General features: G+C 43.8%; 16 protein-coding genes. 6 read left to right on the top strand and 10 right to left on the bottom strand.

Features of this window, described 5'->3' with window-relative positions:
• Positions 1–57: 57 nt before the first annotated feature.
• Entirely contained in the window at positions 58–711 is a 654-nt protein-coding gene (gene can / locus JK188_RS10240) for a carbonate dehydratase (protein ID WP_036955599.1), read from the top strand.
• Between the two features lie 73 nt (positions 712–784).
• Here can and hpt read toward each other — a convergent pair whose 3' ends face one another.
• Positions 785–1,321 (bottom strand): hypoxanthine phosphoribosyltransferase, encoded by a 537-nt coding sequence (gene hpt / locus JK188_RS10235; RefSeq protein WP_108478397.1) that lies wholly within the window; start codon positions 1,319–1,321, stop codon positions 785–787.
• A gap of 115 nt (positions 1,322–1,436) precedes the next feature.
• Complete coding sequence (gene cueO / locus JK188_RS10230) at positions 1,437–3,101, bottom strand: multicopper oxidase CueO (RefSeq protein WP_211887762.1); 1,665 nt, start codon at positions 3,099–3,101, stop codon at positions 1,437–1,439.
• Positions 3,102–3,431: 330 nt separating this feature from the next.
• Here cueO and JK188_RS10225 point away from each other — a divergent pair, with 330 nt between their 5' ends.
• The gene (locus tag JK188_RS10225; RefSeq protein ID WP_036955602.1) at positions 3,432–3,779 is read left to right on the top strand and encodes a YacC family pilotin-like protein; all 348 of its coding nucleotides are present in this window, start codon (positions 3,432–3,434) and stop codon (positions 3,777–3,779) included.
• A 64-nt stretch (positions 3,780–3,843) separates the two neighbouring features.
• On the opposite strand, the gene JK188_RS10220 is transcribed toward JK188_RS10225, so the two are convergent.
• Positions 3,844–4,884, bottom strand: coding sequence for an AbrB family transcriptional regulator (locus JK188_RS10220; RefSeq protein ID WP_211887761.1), 1,041 nt, complete (start codon positions 4,882–4,884; stop codon positions 3,844–3,846).
• A gap of 191 nt (positions 4,885–5,075) precedes the next feature.
• On the bottom strand, positions 5,076–5,714 hold the full coding sequence (locus JK188_RS10215; protein WP_211887759.1) for a TetR/AcrR family transcriptional regulator: 639 nt from the start codon (positions 5,712–5,714) through the stop codon (positions 5,076–5,078).
• A 403-nt stretch (positions 5,715–6,117) separates the two neighbouring features.
• Here JK188_RS10215 and JK188_RS10210 point away from each other — a divergent pair, with 403 nt between their 5' ends.
• Both JK188_RS10210 and JK188_RS10205 read left to right on the top strand, forming a co-directional pair.
• Positions 6,118–7,338, top strand: coding sequence for a Tm-1-like ATP-binding domain-containing protein (locus tag JK188_RS10210; protein ID WP_211887757.1), 1,221 nt, complete (start codon positions 6,118–6,120; stop codon positions 7,336–7,338).
• A gap of 10 nt (positions 7,339–7,348) precedes the next feature.
• Complete coding sequence (locus JK188_RS10205; protein ID WP_036955608.1) at positions 7,349–8,176, top strand: phosphoenolpyruvate hydrolase family protein; 828 nt, start codon at positions 7,349–7,351, stop codon at positions 8,174–8,176.
• Between the two features lie 107 nt (positions 8,177–8,283).
• Here the strand turns inward: JK188_RS10205 and JK188_RS10200 are convergent, their stop codons facing one another.
• Positions 8,284–9,045, bottom strand: a complete 762-nt coding sequence (locus JK188_RS10200; protein WP_211887756.1) for a hypothetical protein — start codon at positions 9,043–9,045, stop codon at positions 8,284–8,286.
• Between the two features lie 167 nt (positions 9,046–9,212).
• Complete coding sequence (locus tag JK188_RS10195) at positions 9,213–10,109, bottom strand: diaminopimelate dehydrogenase (RefSeq protein WP_211887754.1); 897 nt, start codon at positions 10,107–10,109, stop codon at positions 9,213–9,215.
• A 192-nt stretch (positions 10,110–10,301) separates the two neighbouring features.
• Here JK188_RS10195 and JK188_RS10190 point away from each other — a divergent pair, with 192 nt between their 5' ends.
• Together JK188_RS10190 and JK188_RS10185 are read left to right on the top strand one after the other, a co-directional pair.
• Positions 10,302–11,648, top strand: coding sequence for an MATE family efflux transporter (locus JK188_RS10190; protein WP_211887752.1), 1,347 nt, complete (start codon positions 10,302–10,304; stop codon positions 11,646–11,648).
• 196 nt (positions 11,649–11,844) lie between these two features.
• Complete coding sequence (locus tag JK188_RS10185; protein WP_211887750.1) at positions 11,845–13,164, top strand: L-cysteine desulfidase family protein; 1,320 nt, start codon at positions 11,845–11,847, stop codon at positions 13,162–13,164.
• A gap of 180 nt (positions 13,165–13,344) precedes the next feature.
• Here JK188_RS10185 and yjiA read toward each other — a convergent pair whose 3' ends face one another.
• From yjiA to JK188_RS10165, 4 genes are all read right to left on the bottom strand, one after another.
• Entirely contained in the window at positions 13,345–14,310 is a 966-nt protein-coding gene (gene yjiA, locus JK188_RS10180; protein WP_211887748.1) for a GTPase, read from the bottom strand.
• Positions 14,311–14,349: 39 nt separating this feature from the next.
• Entirely contained in the window at positions 14,350–14,553 is a 204-nt protein-coding gene (locus JK188_RS10175) for a YbdD/YjiX family protein (RefSeq protein ID WP_036955629.1), read from the bottom strand.
• A 101-nt stretch (positions 14,554–14,654) separates the two neighbouring features.
• Positions 14,655–16,808: a carbon starvation CstA family protein gene (locus JK188_RS10170; protein ID WP_211887746.1), complete on the bottom strand. Its 2,154-nt coding sequence runs from the start codon at positions 16,806–16,808 to the stop codon at positions 14,655–14,657.
• A 394-nt stretch (positions 16,809–17,202) separates the two neighbouring features.
• Positions 17,203–17,706 (bottom strand): WG repeat-containing protein, encoded by a 504-nt coding sequence (locus tag JK188_RS10165; RefSeq protein WP_249216025.1) that lies wholly within the window; start codon positions 17,704–17,706, stop codon positions 17,203–17,205.
• Between the last annotated feature and the right edge of the window lie 195 nt (positions 17,707–17,901).

The raw sequence follows: 17,901 nt of genomic DNA, 5'->3' as shown, positions 1-17,901 counted from the left end.
ACACAATAAATGCTGTATAAGATTTTATCGCAAAGTCACACAACTAGGCTATAAGTCATGATGAGAAAAATTGAAGAGCTGTTTGCTAATAACGAAGCATGGTCAGCGTCTGTAAAAGAAAAAGATCCTGAATTCTTTAAAGAATTATCAAAAGCTCAAAAACCAAGATTTCTATGGATCGGCTGTTCAGACAGTCGAGTGCCTGCCGAAAAACTGATCAACGCGGCCCCTGGGGATCTCTTCGTTCACCGTAATGTGGCGAACTTAGTTATCCATACGGACTTAAACTGTTTATCAGTTATTCAGTATGCGGTTGATGTTCTGGAAGTCGAACACATTATTATCTGTGGTCACTATGGATGTGGTGGTATTGAAGCAGCGGTGGATAACACCGAATTGGGCCTGATCAATAACTGGTTATTACACATTCGAGATATCTGGTATCGCCATAGCTCTATGTTAGGTGAACTGAAACCGTGCGAGCGCTTAGATCGTCTTTGCGAATTAAACGTGGTTGAGCAAGTGTATAACTTAGGTCACTCCACTATCATGCAATCCGCATGGAAACGTGGTCAGAAAATCATGATCCACGGCTGGGTTTACGGTATCAATAATGGTCGCTTACACGACTTACACATTACCTCAGATAGCCGCGAGAAGTTAGAGTTAGGTTATCGTGAGGCTATCTCTAAGCTCACACAGAAAAAATAATCTTTCGAAAATAAAATAGCAAAAGAGCAGCCTAGGCTGCTCTTTTTATTGCTAAGAATACAGTTTAAAAAACTTACTCTTCCAGCAGAGTGACATGCCCAATGTACGGCAGGTGGCGATACTGCTGCGCGTAGTCGATACCATAACCGACAACGAATTTATCTTCGATTGAATAACCAATCCACTCAACAGGTACATCCACTTCACGGCGAGAAGGCTTATCCAACAGAGTACAGATTGCCACAGATGCAGGCTCACGCAGGCCAAAAATTTCACGGACTTTATTTAACGTGTTGCCTGAGTCAATGATATCTTCAACGATCAGCACATGCTTACCGCGAATATCTTCATCTAAGTCTTTCACGATTTTCACATCACGGCTTGATGTCATTGCATTGCCGTAGCTTGATACGGTCATGAAATCAACTTCATGAGGTACGGTGATTTTACGGCATAGATCTGCCATAAAAATGAAGGAGCCTTTTAACAGACCAACCAGCACTAAATCACCTTGTTTGTCTTGGTAATGAGCACTAATGCTGTCTGCTAATTCACTGATTCTTTGAGCAATCTCTTCTTCAGAGATCATTACATCCAGAGTATGTTTCATCATCTATTACGCATGTATGGGAAAGGAAAGCGCGTAATTTTAACATAAGCCACACAAAGACGCGACGACAAAACAAATGGCAGTGACCACATCGCCACTGCCAGTTTCGATGACCTTAACCTACGGTAAAGCCCATCATCATGCCAGTATCTTCATGCTCCAGTAAGTGACAATGTGCCATATAAGGGTGCTGTGGCGTCGCAGTATGTTTAAATTCCACTAAGACTTCGCTCACTTGCCCTTCCACTTTCACAATGTCTTTCCAGCCTTGGCGATGCGGTTCAACCGGGCGACCATTTTCTTTAAGGATCCTAAAACGCGTTCCGTGAACATGGAATGGGTGCAGCATCATATCGCCACGCCCTGAAATCACCCAAACCTCTTGCTGATTTAGCGGCGCATTAAACGCAGGGTGTGTCATTGAGAAAACTTGTCCATTGATGGTATTCGCATTATGAATATCCAGATCACCTGTGCCCATACCGCAATGACCGCCATTACTTTGCGTACCGGCTGCCATATTGCCATGACCCATATTGCTGTTATTCATATTGCCATGGTTCATGTTTCCACTTCCCATATTGCCACCATTCATATTGGAATGATCCATATTCCCCATCATACCGCCATGCCCCCCCATGTTCCCCATCGCCTGCGGACCATATTTTTCGCGCAGCATCATCATGCCTTGCATATCCAAGCGCATATCCATCATCAAATGGAATTTACGGCGATTTAGCCCCGTCAGTGAAGGAATGGCAGCAATCGTTGCTAATTGTTCAGGTAATTTTCCAGCTCCCGCACTCAAGGTAGTTTCAATGCGTAAAACAGGCAGTGGCTGATCAAATGGCGCGATGGTCATTCCCATTTGCCCAACAGGTAAAGTGACAAGGTCGAAGGAACGACCGTCAGAGGCATCAATCAATACTTCAAAGCGTTCGCCCATTAAAATCGGTAATTCAGTTAATGCGATAGGTTCAGCCAGTAATCCACCGTCACTGCCCACCACATACATTTTACGTCCATCACTGGTCGATACGTTCAAGCTACGTGCGTTACAACCGTTGAGTAAACGCAGGCGGATCCAACCTTTCGGCGCAACATGTTTAGGATAAACCGCTCCGTTGGTTAGCATCATATCCCCAAACCAGCCCACGGCAGCACTCATGACGTCTAATTGATAATCAATTTGTCCGTCATCTTTTAAGCGCTTATCTTGCAGAATAACGGGAATATCATCGACGCCCCACTCGCTCGGTAAGCTATGTTTTTGGCTGTCTTCATCTTTAACAAGCACTAATCCCGCTAGTCCCATCGCCACTTGGTAACCAGTTTTTCCGTGAGTATGAGGATGGAACCAGCAAGTGGCTTCAGGTTGGTTGAGAGTGAAATTGACTTTACGGCTAGCACCGGGAGCGATAATCGCTTGAGGTCCACCATCTTGCTCGCCGGAAATTTCCAATCCATGCCAGTGTACGGTTGTCTCTTCAGGTAATTGGTTGGTGATATTAATGTTTACTGACTGCCCATTTTTCAGGCTAAGTGCTGGACCCAATAAATCGCCGTTATATCCCCACGTTGTAGTTTTCTTGCCCGGTACAAACTGTGAAATACCTTGCTTGATAGCGATTTGAATATTCCCTTGTGCATCCGGTTCTACAAGTGGTGGAATAGCCAATGTGGGATAATTCCCAGCAGCAACAGCCATGCGGCTCCAAACTGGCAGTGCGCTCGCAGCATAAGCGATAGCACTCAGCTTCAGAAAATCACGACGTAACATAGATAACCTTCCTTTTATTTATCAAAATCAACAATCAGTGAGCACGGTATGACAAGTCTGAAATTGCCCTTGCCAAGCAAAACGTGGTTTAATGATTGGGATGATAAAGCTTCCCCTTACAGGAAGGTCAATAAACCCATGCATCTAATATGGGTTTATTACATAGATTTAAGAAAGTTAGAATTGACTAACGAATCTATACACAAAATAATCTAAAGTGCTTAGTATCTATAGAGTACATCGTAGTCATAAAGAAATCAGGCAACTTGATGTAATGCGAGTATGTTCTTATGCTAATGTTACTTGACATAAAAACCAGATGAATATCGAATGCAAAAATTTATATTGATGTCATGCTTAATGATGCTTTTGGGGCTAACCAATACCGCCAAAGCACTCTCTACCAATGAAGCTGAAGACCTCGCTGATCTGACCGCTGTATTTATTTATTTAAAATATGATTGCGGCTATTCCCAAATTCCTGACAGAGAAATTGAACGCGCCATTGTTTACTTTGCGAAAAGTAATAAATGGGATTTGGGAAATTACAACTCCGATAAAATGAGTAAGCTGAATAAAGAAAGCTACGATGATTTAAAAGGTATTCCATTGACTCAAGAGTTTAAATGCCAATCTTTGGCAAGAGACTCTTTAGGGCTATTTGCTTACGTAAAATAAGCCTAAAATCCCAGCGGAAACATGTCGATCCCCTTTATAATCCACATCGATACATGTTTCCTCCTTATCCCTCTTTCTTCCCTTTTCGCTCCTGCCAAAACAGTACTACCGATGGAATCGTTTGGATAATCACCATCCGAATAATATGGTTGGACATGACAAAGCCAGCATCCAAATTCATCGTTATTGCCGCGAAAGTCATGGCTTCCATACTTCCCGGAGCCCAAGCCAACAATAACACCGCAATATCATATCCCGTGATCCACGCAGCAAACACCGTGATCAAAAAGGTCAAAATAATATTGATGATCACCACTTGGGCTGAAGAGTAGATATTTTTTATCAGCGCGGATAGCGGGAATACAATGAAATGATTACCAATATTCATCCCAATTAAAACCATACTCAGTTCAGTCAGCATCAATGGGAAATGGAGCTGAACATCAATCCAACCTTGAATTAACGTTGCCGCACCGAGGGACGTTAACATAAAAGGCGCCGGTACTCGCAGGCGTTGCAAAAACATCCCGACGACCACACCCACCGCCACAATCACCAATAACCAGAACGTGGATTCAAGCGTTAACGTTGGCCATTCAATTAGTGGCTGAGGATCGCCCTCACTTCCTACCACTAAACCTGCCAATAAAATAAGGATGATTAAACGGATAGTATGGGAGATAACAATTTTTTGCGGCGGCGTATGGGTGTGATCCGTTAAGGCAAGGATGGCCGCCATCGCTCCAGGCACTGAGCCCAACATCGCTTCTTGTTTTGTCCACCCGACCTTGCGGTGAAACCAAAAAAAACTAAATGAAAACTGCACGGCTAAACAGACCACCAACATCAATAACAGTAGCAATAAGTTATCTGCATCCTTCAGCGACACTTGATTAAACATCAGACCTACAGAGGTTCCGAGCGTCACTTGAACAAAAGTAATAGTGTGTTTAGGAGTGGGGAATGAGAAACCAAAACGATGGAAAATAATAATGGCGATAATCGGACCGAACATCAACGCTAAGGGAATGCCGATATAAGTGAGTGAGCCGCCAACAATGGCACAAAGAATGATCCCAACACTCATTTTTATCAGCTTTATCATCGGACAGTAACCATTGATATAATTAATTATGAGATTAAGTTATATCACAATCATTCAAGCTCATGAGGCTAAGAATGCTGAAATGAGCGTCATGCCTGTTTTTCGTGAAGGTTTAACCGATAATCCTACGAAGTGCATAAAATCCCCCGATAGACAGGAGGATATTAGGCGAATTTGAGAGGGGGAAATGTCTATGGTTTCTCAATCAGCTGCTTATCCGCAGTCGCTTGATTAATAATCGCTTTTGCCATCCATTGTGCGATTTCAGTGACCTGATCGTTATCCAATTTCCAGATATCTTTTAATACCAAGAAAATTTCCGATCCGTAGATCACGGAAAATGCTTTAATCACTTTATCAATGACTTCATCCGGAAACTCAGATTTCATCGGTGATGTCACCATCGCCAAAATATCTTTACGATTACCGCGCTCTAATCTTTTCTCTTCGGGTTCTGGTGAAGGTGATGAACGCCCAAGCGCCCACTGTTGAAGTGATGTTTGTAACGCCGCACGCAAAACCCCTTCGTGAGCAAACATACGCGGGAATGCGTAGCGTAACAGTTCATCAATTCGCTCTTCTGTTTTTTCGCTTTGCGGCTTCCACGTCAAAATAGGACCGAGGCTAACATTCACCGTCGCGGCAATCAGGTCACTTTGCGTTGGAAAATAACGATACGCAGTCGCACGCGAAACGCCCGCCTCCATTGCTAACTCAGATACTGACGGCATTGCCCCTTTTTCAAATAGCTCAACTGCCGTTGACACGAGTAAATTATAGGTACGTTTGCGCGTTCCTTTATAGTCTGGCATAAGATGGCTCAGTGGCATGTCTTTATCCTTAAAATCGCCTTTCTATGAGTGTAGACAATATCTTTCACAGTACATATTCGCCGATAAGCATTCTTAATCATCTGACAAGTACGCAATGTGCTCGCTTTCGAAATTACGCTATAAATACAGCACGGTAAATCATTATATTTAAATATTCATGGACAAAAACCATTACTCTGATTTAACTATTTTATGATAACCACTCTATTTATAATGTTTTATCAACAAGATACAAGTCATCATCTAATGAACCAAGCAGATAAGGCCAAAAATGAGACGATAGTCTCATTGTTGACTTATCGTAAATGATACTATAGTCTCATTAAGATGAAAAATTCAACACACCCTACACATATTAAGTAACCAAACAACGTTACATAAAAAAACAAAGGATTTTTCTATGCCAAAGCATCAGGGTTTTATTTATGTTGCAAGTACCCTAGACACCAAAAGCGCTGAACTTTTTTATGTCAGTGACTTAATTAAAAATGCAGGGCTTGCTGTACGTACCGTTGACTTGAGTACTCAGCCATCATTATTAGAAAAAAATGCTGATGTCACCGCCGAAATAGTTGCCAGTTTCCACCCTCAAGGTGCTGGTGCCATTTTCTGCGGAGATCGCGGAAAAGCGATAGAAGCGATGGCACAAGCCTTCAGCCTCTATCTTGCTGCACAAACTGACGTCGCCGCAATACTTGGGCTAGGCGGCTCAGGGGGGACGGCACTGATTACACCAGCAATGCAAATTTTACCTGTCGGTGTGCCAAAACTCATGGTCTCCACTATGGCCTCGGGCGATATTTCCGGGTATATCGGCGCAAGTGATATCGCCATGATGTACTCTGTCACGGATGTTTCTGGACTCAATGTTATTTCACGTAAAGTCCTAAAAAATGCGGCCAACCAAATTGCCGGCGCAGTCTGGTTTGATAACGGTGAAACCGATACCGCTGAAAATAAACCCGCAATTGCCTTAACTATGTTTGGTGTCACCACTCCTTGCGTCCAGCAATTAACGGCAAAATTAGAACATGACCATGACTGCCTAGTATTCCATGCAACGGGAAGTGGCGGCAAAGCCATGGAAAAATTGATTGATAGCCGCTTATTAGATTCCGTTTTGGATATCACCACCACGGAAGTGTGCGACTACCTGTTTGGTGGCGTATTGGCTTGCGATGAAGACCGCTTTGGCGCCATCGCGCGAACCCAAACACCTTGCGTATTATCTTGCGGTGCGTTGGATATGGTGAACTTTGGTCGCCCTTCCACCGTGCCAGAACAGTATAAAGATAGACAGTTTTATCACCATAATGCCCAAGTCACACTGATGAGAACCACCGTAGAAGAGAACCGTCAGATGGGACATTGGATTGCAGAAAAGCTGAATGCTTGCGAAGGCGAAATTCGCTTTATTATCCCAACAGCCGGTTTTTCCGCATTAGATATCGACGGAGCACCATTTTGGGATCCGCTGGCAGATCAAGCCTTTATCGACGCATTAACACAGCACTTAGTCACTACAGAAAAACGACAATTAATATTAAGCCCGCATCACATTAATTCACCTGAATTCTGTGAGCAGGTTATTGAATTACACCAGAAAATAGTAAACAAGTAGAGGTTCATCAATGAAACATAACCGCGAAGACTTACTGAAAAATTTCAGAGAGATGATTGCTCGTGGAGAACCCATCATTGGCGGTGGCGCAGGTACTGGTCTGTCCGCTAAATGTGAAGAAGCCGGTGGCATCGACTTAATCGTTATTTATAATTCAGGTCGTTACCGCATGGCAGGACGCGGCTCTCTCGCCGGCCTACTGGCTTATGGTAATGCCAACGAAATCGTGATGGATATGGCGAAAGAAGTTCTCCCTGTTGTGAAGCACACCCCTGTGCTTGCTGGAGTTAACGGTACCGACCCATTCTGTCAGTTCGATAAATTCCTTGATGATATCAAGGCGACTGGCTTTGCTGGGGTGCAAAACTTCCCAACCGTCGGACTGATTGACGGTAACTTCCGTGCCAATTTAGAAGAAACAGGCATGGGTTACGGTTTAGAAGTCGATATGATCCGCATGGCGCATGAAAAAGGGTTATTAACCACGCCATACGTCTTTAGCCGTGAAGATGCCATTGCAATGGCACAGGCGGGTGCGGATATTATTGTCCCACACATGGGGCTAACCACCGGCGGTAACATCGGTGCGGAAACCGCCGTCACACTGGCGGATTGCGTTGAACTTATCAATGATTGGGCGAAAGCCGCAAAATCGGTGCGTGATGATGTGATTATTCTGTGCCACGGTGGCCCTATCGCCACGCCGGAAGATGCAGAATATATTTTAGCGCACTGCCCTGATTGCCACGGCTTCTACGGTGCAAGTTCTATGGAACGTTTACCGACAGAAGTGGCATTGAAAGAGACCACACAGCAATTTAAATCAATAACTCGCTAATTTTCATTCTGTATTTTTTGTTTTACTTTATTTTTGCCAACACCAGGACGCCTACTTCGGTAGGCGTTTTTCTTTCTATCTACTATTCAACTTATTCGCTATCCAGCCTATTGACCATCCACATCGGCCATTTGAGTTTTTCTCTTTTTGCGTAAACTCAATAACCCAAATAATACAGGCAAGACAACAGGCAACGAAAAATAGAGTACACCAAACGCAAACGCCACATGCGGCTTTTCAGGGAACTCACCGCCCGTACCAATAGAATCTAAATAATGAATGGACTCCAGATACGCTGGCGTTAACCCGCCATACGGCACCATCCACGATAACAACAGCGCAGTAAAGATACTGAACATAAAGTTCATTGCCATTAAAGCGGAATACCCCATATTCTCTTGGCGTTCTTGGTCAGTTCGGCTGGTTAACCCAAACAGCATCCGGTTGACCACCGTTGCACTGTAGAGATATAAAATGATGGGAGAATCTCCCAGCACTGACATATTAATGGCCAAAGCAAAAAGACCATAAACCAAGGCAAATCCTAATATCACAAAAAAATTCTTAAATACCGACATAAAAACGCCGGAGTGCACCAGAATAAACTCGAATATAAGGATCAACGTGAGGTTATAAATAATCTCGATACTGTAATTTTCAGGGAAAAACCAAACCGAAATAATAAAACCCACATAGAATATTGAAAATCCATAATTTATCATTTTTGAAAAAGCACGAATGACACTAAATGAATTTTGGGTCTCTTTGACGCTTTTTACCCCTTTATTTTTAGGGAAAAAGCTTGCCGCTGAGGATTGGCGCCCTTTATTTTTATTCGTAACCGGTTTCTTTTCCTTTGGTGTTTCCATTCCATTTCTCCGCTGAGACTCTTATATGCTTATGTCGTACCAATCCTAAATAATGGCGTTATTCTGAAGGGGAATAAAATAAAAAGCGAGGAGAGAAAATGGTACGCGGTAGCAATGCTATTTATTATGCTGCGCACCATTAATCAGTGATTAAAGCGATTTAAAAATTAAACCAGCTTAGCGATTAAGCTATCTAAATCACCTTGCAGGAAATTCACTGGTGGGATTTCAATGACGGTATAAGCTCCCGCTGGCTGTTTCATGGTTGCACGTGCGGCAGATACCATAAACTGCGATGTTAATGCCGGGTTATTGATGTGCATTGAATATTCGAATAACTGATTGTGCGTCGCACCAGAAACCCCTTTATGGGTCATTTGGACTCCGTGCCCTACATCTTTTAATGCATCAATGCTATCTACTTGGCGAATATGGGTTTCATCGGAAGAGAAATAACTATCTTGCTTGATGCCGCGTACCACATCATCGAAGTTAGCACCCACTTCCAGCTCAACATACACCATACGGCGATGAACGCCAGTGCCTAGAGGGATGGTGACTGAAAGCGCATCTTTCACGCCATCAACCGCTTTCGCTGCCACACTGTGTCCCATGCTCATACCGGGCCCAAAGTTCGTGTAAGTCACCCCTTTTGGTGCCATTGCCAGCATCAAGGTACGCATGATGGAGTCAGAACCTGGATCCCAGCCTGCCGATACGATTGACACACTGTTATGTTTCTTCGCGACGCTATCAAGCTGGTGTTTTAATGCCACGATATCCGAATGTACATCGAAGCTATCTACGGTATTAATCCCTAGGCTTAAGATTTTCTCTGCTAAAGTTCCGATAGCGCGTGTAGGGGAACAAAGTAACGCAACATCCACACCATCTAATTTTTCGATGTCATCAACCACTTTATATCCGGCTAATTCCGCTGGAATATCTTGGGTATTACGGCGTACAATTCCGACTAATTCGAAATCATCAGCGGCTTGAACAGCTTCTAGTGCATAACGACCAATATTGCCGTAACCCACTATTGCTGTTTTAATTTTTGTCATTGTGACTCCTCGGTCATTCTGATGTCATATTTCAAATACAAGATACATATCAATAACAAATTTATATAGATTAAACAAAGCTTAATTATCTAAAAAGTTCCGACTTTTATTACTAGGTTACTTTATCAATTAGAGGTAGAATCCGAGCAAATTTCGCTCTTTCCTCCATTTAAACGAATACAAAGGTTCTTAATGCATCAGCCCGATGTCACTGAGAGGTCACTCTATTCCCTCAGTTGGCCAATCTTTATTGATATTTTCCTTCATTTGGCCACCTTATTAATTAATACCTACATGGTGAGCCATGTATCGACTGCCTACCTCGCCGCAATGGGGGTCGGGAATCAGGTCTTTGACCTATTTATTACTATCTTTAACTTTATTAGCGTGGGATGTAGCGTCGTTATCGCTCAATATTTGGGTGCAGGTCGCCGTGATAAAGCCAGCCAAGCGATTCATATTTCCATCGCCTTTAACTTTATATTAGGTTTCTCCAGCGCCTTAATTGCGCTCTTTTTTGGCTACAAAATTCTGACCATTATGAATACTCCATCCCATTTAATGGATGATGGGTACGCGTATTTACACATTTTGGGTATCTGTTTAATTCCTGAAGCGATCTCCATCATTCTCGCGGCTTGTTTACGCGTTTATGGTAAAGCTCAGCCAGCGATGTGGGTCACGCTGATTGCCAACATTATTACCGTAATTGGTAACATGATTGTACTGTATGGCTTCTTTGGCTTACCGCAATATGGTCTGGAAGGCGTTGCATGGTCAACAGTGGTTGGGCGTGTTGTGGCGGTCATTTTACTGTTCTGCCTGCTGTTCTATGGTTTAAGGATCAGGTTTACCCCGATGATGCTGATCCGCTGGTCCAGCAAAATGCTCAGTAAAATCCTGCATATTGGTTTACCAGCCGCTGGTGAAAACTTGGTGTGGATCCTGCACTTTATGACCGCATCCGCCTTTATCGGCTTAATGGGTGAAACTGCCCTTGCGGCGCAAACTCTCTACTTCCAGCTTTCCCTATTTATTATGCTGTTTGGAATTTCCATCAGTATTGGTAATGAGATTATGGTTGGGCATTTGGTGGGCGCTAAGCGCTTTGAAGATGCCTATCGTCGTGCGTTTAAGAGTTTGAAATGGGGCTTTTACGTCACTATCGGCGTGGTGTTTGTGTTCTGGTTATTCCGCGCGCCCATCCTCGATAGCTTAACGGACGATCAAGGCATCATTCAGCTATTACTGCCAATTTTCTTATTATCCGTGTTCTTAGAGCCGGGGCGTACTATCAACATCGTCATGGTAAACGCCCTTCGTGCCTCTGGTGATGCGAAGTTCCCATTATTGACCGCCGTGCTCTTTATGTGGGGGATCGCTATCCCACTAGGCTACTTCCTTGGCATCAAAATGGAAATGGGGTTAATCGGTATCTGGATTGGATTCTTTGTCGATGAGTGGGTTCGTGGACTCACCAATGCGTGGCGCTGGCGCTCACGTAAATGGCAAAGCAAACGCCTCGATTTAGAAAGCTAAGCTCACGGTATCCTACCTATGAAAATAGGTAGGATTTTTGTGATCGGCATCATATTTAAAAATATTTACCCCAAACAAATCATATTAGAGATAAATTTTCTCTCTTACCCCCATTTATCCATAAACATTGTGAAGTTTTTCTCCGTCCTCTTCATTAAAATAATTCCATCACCACATGACTTTTAGGGATATCACCATGGCAACGCAAACTGAAGAACTTCTCTGGCAATATTTTATCAATGCCGTTAAACAAGACGTGAAACCTGCACTGGGCTGTACTGAACCCATTTCTCTTGCTTACGCAGCGGCGAAAGCAGCGTCTTATCTGTCATCGCCAGTGATCCGCGTTGCCGCATTTGTTTCCCCAAATCTCATGAAAAATGGTATGGGTGTCACCGTTCCGGGAACAGGAATGGTGGGATTACCGATTGCTGCGGCGCTAGGTGCTGTGGGTGGTGATGCTGATGCTGGGTTAGAAGTATTAAAATCCGCGTCGCCTGAAGCGATTGCTCGCAGTAAAGCGATGCTCGCAGACGGTTCCATCACCGTTGATATTAAATCCCCTTGTGATGATGTTGTTTATTCAGAAGCGACAGCCTACAGCGACAATGATTCTGCCACGGTGATCATCGCAGGCTCTCACACGCATATTGTCAAAATTATCCACGGTGATCAGGTTCTGTTCGATATTACAGAGAATAAAACAGAAACTCGGGATCCCGTTGATTGTGGTACCGATGTCAGCTTACCGAAAGTCACCGCTAAGGCGGTTTATGAGTTCGCAACTCAAGCACCATTAAACGATATTCGTTTCATTCTTGAAGCCGCACACTTAAATGATGCGTTATCTCAAGAAGGTTTGCGCAATAGCTACGGTCTGCATATTGGTAAAACGTTGCAGGCTCAACGTGACCGCGGTTTATTGTCCAAAGATTTATTATCCGAAATTATGATCCGCACAACGGCAGCCTCCGATGCACGTATGGGCGGTGCAGTATTGCCCGCCATGAGTAATTCCGGTTCCGGTAACCAAGGTATTGCAGCCACCATGCCAGTTGTTGTCACCGCAGATTATCTGCAATCTACCGAAGAACAGTTAGCTCGCGCGCTGATGCTCTCCCATTTAATGGCCATTTATATTCATAACCAACTGCCTGCGCTTTCTGCATTATGTGCGGCAACCACCGCTGCAATGGGTGCTGCCGCTGGGATTGCATGGTTATTAGAAGCTCGCTATGACGTGGTCGCAATGGCAATCTCAAGCATGATCGGCGACGTCAGTGGCATGATCTGTGATGGCGCATCAAACAGCTGTGCAATGAAAGTCTCCACCAGTGCAAGTGCGGCATACAAAGCTGTATTGATGGCGCTAGATAATAGCTGCGTAAGAGGCTCGGACGGAATTGTGTCGGATGATGTGGATCAGTCGATTGCGAACTTGTGTTCGTTGGCAGCAGGGTCGATGCGGCATACAGACATCCAGATCATAGAAATCATGTCCTCGAAGGCCCGCTAATTCTTCGTCCTTAACACCGTAGCGTTGTTGGCTGCACTCGCTAACCCTAGTCACATACTTTTGTATGCTCCTAGGGATTAGCTCAATTGCCGCCTAGCTACGGCGCTAATGACTTTGAATTTCATTCTGACTTCTAATTTCTGATTTCTGATTTCTATAACTGTAGCTTGATTCTAATTTTTAATTTCTGGTTTCTAGTGCAGCGAATTTTTCGCGAATTTCGGTTTCTGGAAGATCGATGCCGATGAAAACGAGGACGCTGCTGCGCGGTTCATCTTCGCCCCAATCTCTGTCCCAATCTGCGCTATACAGGCGCTGGACACCTTGGAATAATAGGCGCTTTGGTTCGTCGACGATGGACAAAATTCCCTTATAGCGTAATAAATTATCTGCAAAACCAAGTAATAAATCTTCCATCACTTGGGAGACGGCCATCAGCTCTACAGGGTAATCAAACTCCAGCACAATCGACCCCACCTCGTTTTGCTGCTTAGGCGCAAAACGGAACGTCGGTTGCTTAACATTGAGTTTTGAATCCAGCAAAAAGCCTTCAATATCTAACAATAAATCTAAATTAATATCCCCATGAACCACTGGATAAATCGGTGCTCGGGCATTAATACGCTGCAAACGCTCAATCAGCGCATCAGTGTTTGGCTCAATATCGGTTTTGGTGAGAAGAATTCTATCAGCATAGCCAATCTGCGCTTGCGCAATAGCGAAATCATTAAGTTGCTTATCGGCGTGAACCGCATCCACCAAAGTAATAATGCCATCCAATAAATAACGCTCGCACAGCACTTCATGGGAGAAAAATGTTTGCGTAATCGGACCTGGATCTGCCATTCCCGTACACTCAATCACTAAACGCTCAAAATCGAGTTTGCCGCTGTCTAAACCGTCCAATAAATCCAACAACGCATTCTCTAACTCATTAGAACGGCTGCAACAAATACAACCATTACTTAAGGTGGTGATTTGTGTGGCACGGTCGCCAATCAACGCATTATCGATAGGAACTTCGCCGAACTCATTTTCGATCACCGCAATTTTATGACCATGATCAGCGTTGAGAATGTGGCTCAATAGCGTGGTTTTTCCTGCACCCAAAAAGCCCGTTAAAATCGTTACATTGATTGGTTTCATTATTGCCCTCATCATGCCGTTTATTTATAAGAACATTCGTTAACAGCAGCGAAATCCGCCTTTACCACTGCCGCCGTAGCGAGCATCTTGTCGTTCACGGAAAAACTCTTTATAGGTCATCACGGGTTTGTCGGGGTGATTATCTTTCATATGCTGCACATAGGTATCGTAATCGGGGATCCCCACCAGCATTCTCGCCGCCTGCCCTAAATATTTACCGGTTTTACCCAAGTTTCCAAACATAACCATCTCCAAAGGCAAAATGCCCGACATTGTTTTTTCGTACAATGTCGGGCTTCCCTTACTGTTTCGAGTAAAACTTAACTCGACGCATTATTCTGCTCTTAGTGTGAAGATGACACTTTCACACCCTCTTTAGGAACAGGAACATAAGGGGTTTCTTTATCTGTACGATTTGGGTTTTTATGGGCTTTCATTCCCACACGGATACCGTAGAAGATAATACCGTAAACCACCACTAAGAACAGAATACTCAGACCCGCGTTAGTGTAGTTATTAATAATAATGTGATTCATATTAGTAATTTCTTGTGCCGTTAACTCAGCACCACCCGCGGCGATTTTCTCTTTGTAAGATTTCGCTAAGTATAAGAAACCTTCCAGTTGAGGATTATCGCTGAATAATTTCAGTCCCAGTGCCCATGTGGTACAGATTAATAACCATACCGCTGGTAACACAGTCACTAAGATGTATTTACTGCGTTTCATCTTAATTAATACAACCGTACTCAAGACTAACGCTACCGCTGCCAGCATCTGGTTGGAGATACCGAACAGTGGCCACAAGCTCTTAACGCCGCCCAGTGGGTCAACAACGCCTTGATACAGTAAATAACCCCATAAACCTACGCATCCTGCTGTACCGATGATCCCAGCAAACAGAGAGTCAGTTTTCTTCAAGAATGGCACGAAGTTACCCAGTAAATCTTGCAGCATAAAGCGGCCAGAACGCGTACCGGCATCCAGTGCGGTTAAGATAAACAGTGCTTCAAACAGAATACCGAAGTGATACCAGAAGCCCATGTTGGCAGCTGGCATAATTTCGTGGAATACAAATGCAATACCGACAGCTAAGGTTGGCGCACCACCGGCACGGTTTAGAATCGAAGGCTCACCGATGTCTTTTGCTGTTTGCATGATTTGTTCAGGAGAAATTACAAAGCCCCATGAACTGACCGTTGCAGCCGCATGAACAGACACATCTTTCAGTTGCGCCATAATTGCAGCGCCATCTGGACCACCCAGCTCATGCAGGTTAGGCATAGTGATACCTAATGCTGATGGTGGGGTGTTCATTGCAAAGTACAGACCTGGCTCGATGATAGAAGCTGCGACTAACGCCATGATAGCGACGAAAGATTCCATTAACATCGCACCGTAGCCGATGTAACGCGCGTCTTTTTCGTTCGCTAACAGTTTTGGCGTCGTACCTGAAGAGATTAAGGCGTGGAAACCGGATACTGCACCACACGCAATGGTGATGAACAGGAATGGGAACAGTGTACCTTTCCAAACTGGACCAGAACCATCAACAAACTGTGTCACCGCTGGCATTTTCAGCTCAGGGTTCAGGATAACAATACCCACCGCTAAACCAACGATAACCCCGATTTTCAGGAATGTCGCTAAGTAGTCGCGAGGCGCTAAAATCAGCCATACTGGCAGTAACGCGGAAACAAACGCATAACCGACTAAGGCATAAGTAATCGTCGTATCTTTAAAGGTCAGTGCTGGACCCCAGTAAGGGTCATGCGCAATCACACCACCAAACCAAATAGAAGCAACTAACAGTGCAATACCGATAACGGCAATTTCACCCACACGCCCCGGTCGGATATAGCGCATGTATATCCCCATAAAGAGCGCAATCGGCACAGTGGAGCAAACTGTGAACACACCCCATGGGCTTTCTGCCAGTGCCTTAACCACGATCAGCGCCAATACGGCGAGGATGATAATCATAATTAAGAAGCAGCCAAATAGTGCTAGCGTACCTGGGATTGGACCCAATTCTTCTTTAACTATCTCACCAAGAGATGCACCGTTACGGCGTGAGGAGATAAACAGCACCATAAAGTCCTGTACCGCCCCCGCAAGGACAACCCCTGCCAGTAGCCACAATGTTCCTGGTAAGTAACCCACCTGAGCTGCTAATACTGGGCCAACTAATGGACCCGCCCCTGCGATAGCCGCAAAGTGGTGACCAAATAGAACGTTTTTATTGGTTGGAACATAGTTTAAGCCGTCATTATTAATGACCGCTGGTGTAGAACGCGTTTCGTCCAGCTTCATCACTTTTTTAGCGATATATAAGCTGTAGTAGCGATAAGCAATCAGATACACCGCCACAGATGCGACGACGATCCACAATGCACTAATGTGCTCGCCGCGTCTTAGTGCGACAACCCCTAAACAGATTGCACCGATGATCCCGAGGATCATCCATGGAATGTGTTTTAAAATACCATTTTTGTTCATAGAACACCCTTCTGAGGTAGAACGAACATGCCATTAATACGTAATTACCGTTTATTAAACTGCGAAAACGTTGTTTTTAATCGTTTTCGATGAATAACAAATGATTTTTTAATAGGCAGTGGTTGAATGATTTTGAATGTAAAAAATTGAGTTCTGCCATAGTGGCTATGGTAAAAAATTACTATCAGGAAAAGCGAAAAGTTACCTTGAGTGGTGGCATACAGAATTAAGCGGTTAGTTTTTTGCGGTGAATGGTTTTCAAGAGTCGCTAAACCCTCAAAAAATGTGATCTGAGTAACAAATATTTTTCATTTCAACAAGTTAAGTAACTTTTAAAATCATATTTAGATTGTGACTTTTGTTAAATTCCTGAGGTTAATACATGAATAAAACGCTAATTTTCCCTACTCAGTGGATTAACAATTTCTTGCCATTCGCCCCCAACCCACCAGCTATGTTCTCCGTCGGTTTGTCGCTCACACTTCTTGCCTACCTTGGCTTTACTGTTTTCAAATGGATATGCACAATCATAAATCGGCTCAATCACAATTTCTCCGGTTTGGGCGTTGGCATAACCTATTTTTTCCCCCTGACGAATTCGGTATAGCCCGTCACTCGCAGGGTCGAGACCATTATCAAAATAGTAAAATTGATACACTTCATTACCCTGCTTATCTAAGAGCCTGATACCACCTTTTTTGTATACGCTTCCTTTAAGGCAATACAAGAAAGGTGAAGAAGGTTCAAAGCAGCGGATTTTTTCGCTTTCATCTTCCGCCATTAACTGAAACTGTTCTTCAAGCGGCATGGCTGACGCCATCGCCGTCATAAACACAGAAATAGACAATCCCATCAGCAGGCTTTTTATTGGTATGGTTTTCATTAATATTGCTTTCATTCGTAAAGGCACCTCTTATTTTATTAGGCGTTCAGCATCCCTTAAAGCATTCCCAATGAGTATCAGATAATCACGCAATTTTTTTCTATGCATCTTTTTCGTTCGCACTATTTTTCACTAAGAATAAACCAATTAATAAAGCATTAACTTATTAATGAAATTAAAAATAAGACTAAAAAGTTATGAGATTAATAT

Source organism: Providencia sp. JGM181 (assembly GCF_018257375.1).
GTDB lineage: Bacteria > Pseudomonadota > Gammaproteobacteria > Enterobacterales > Enterobacteriaceae > Providencia > Providencia lanzhouensis.
This window is presented reverse-complemented; position numbering and strand designations above follow the sequence as displayed.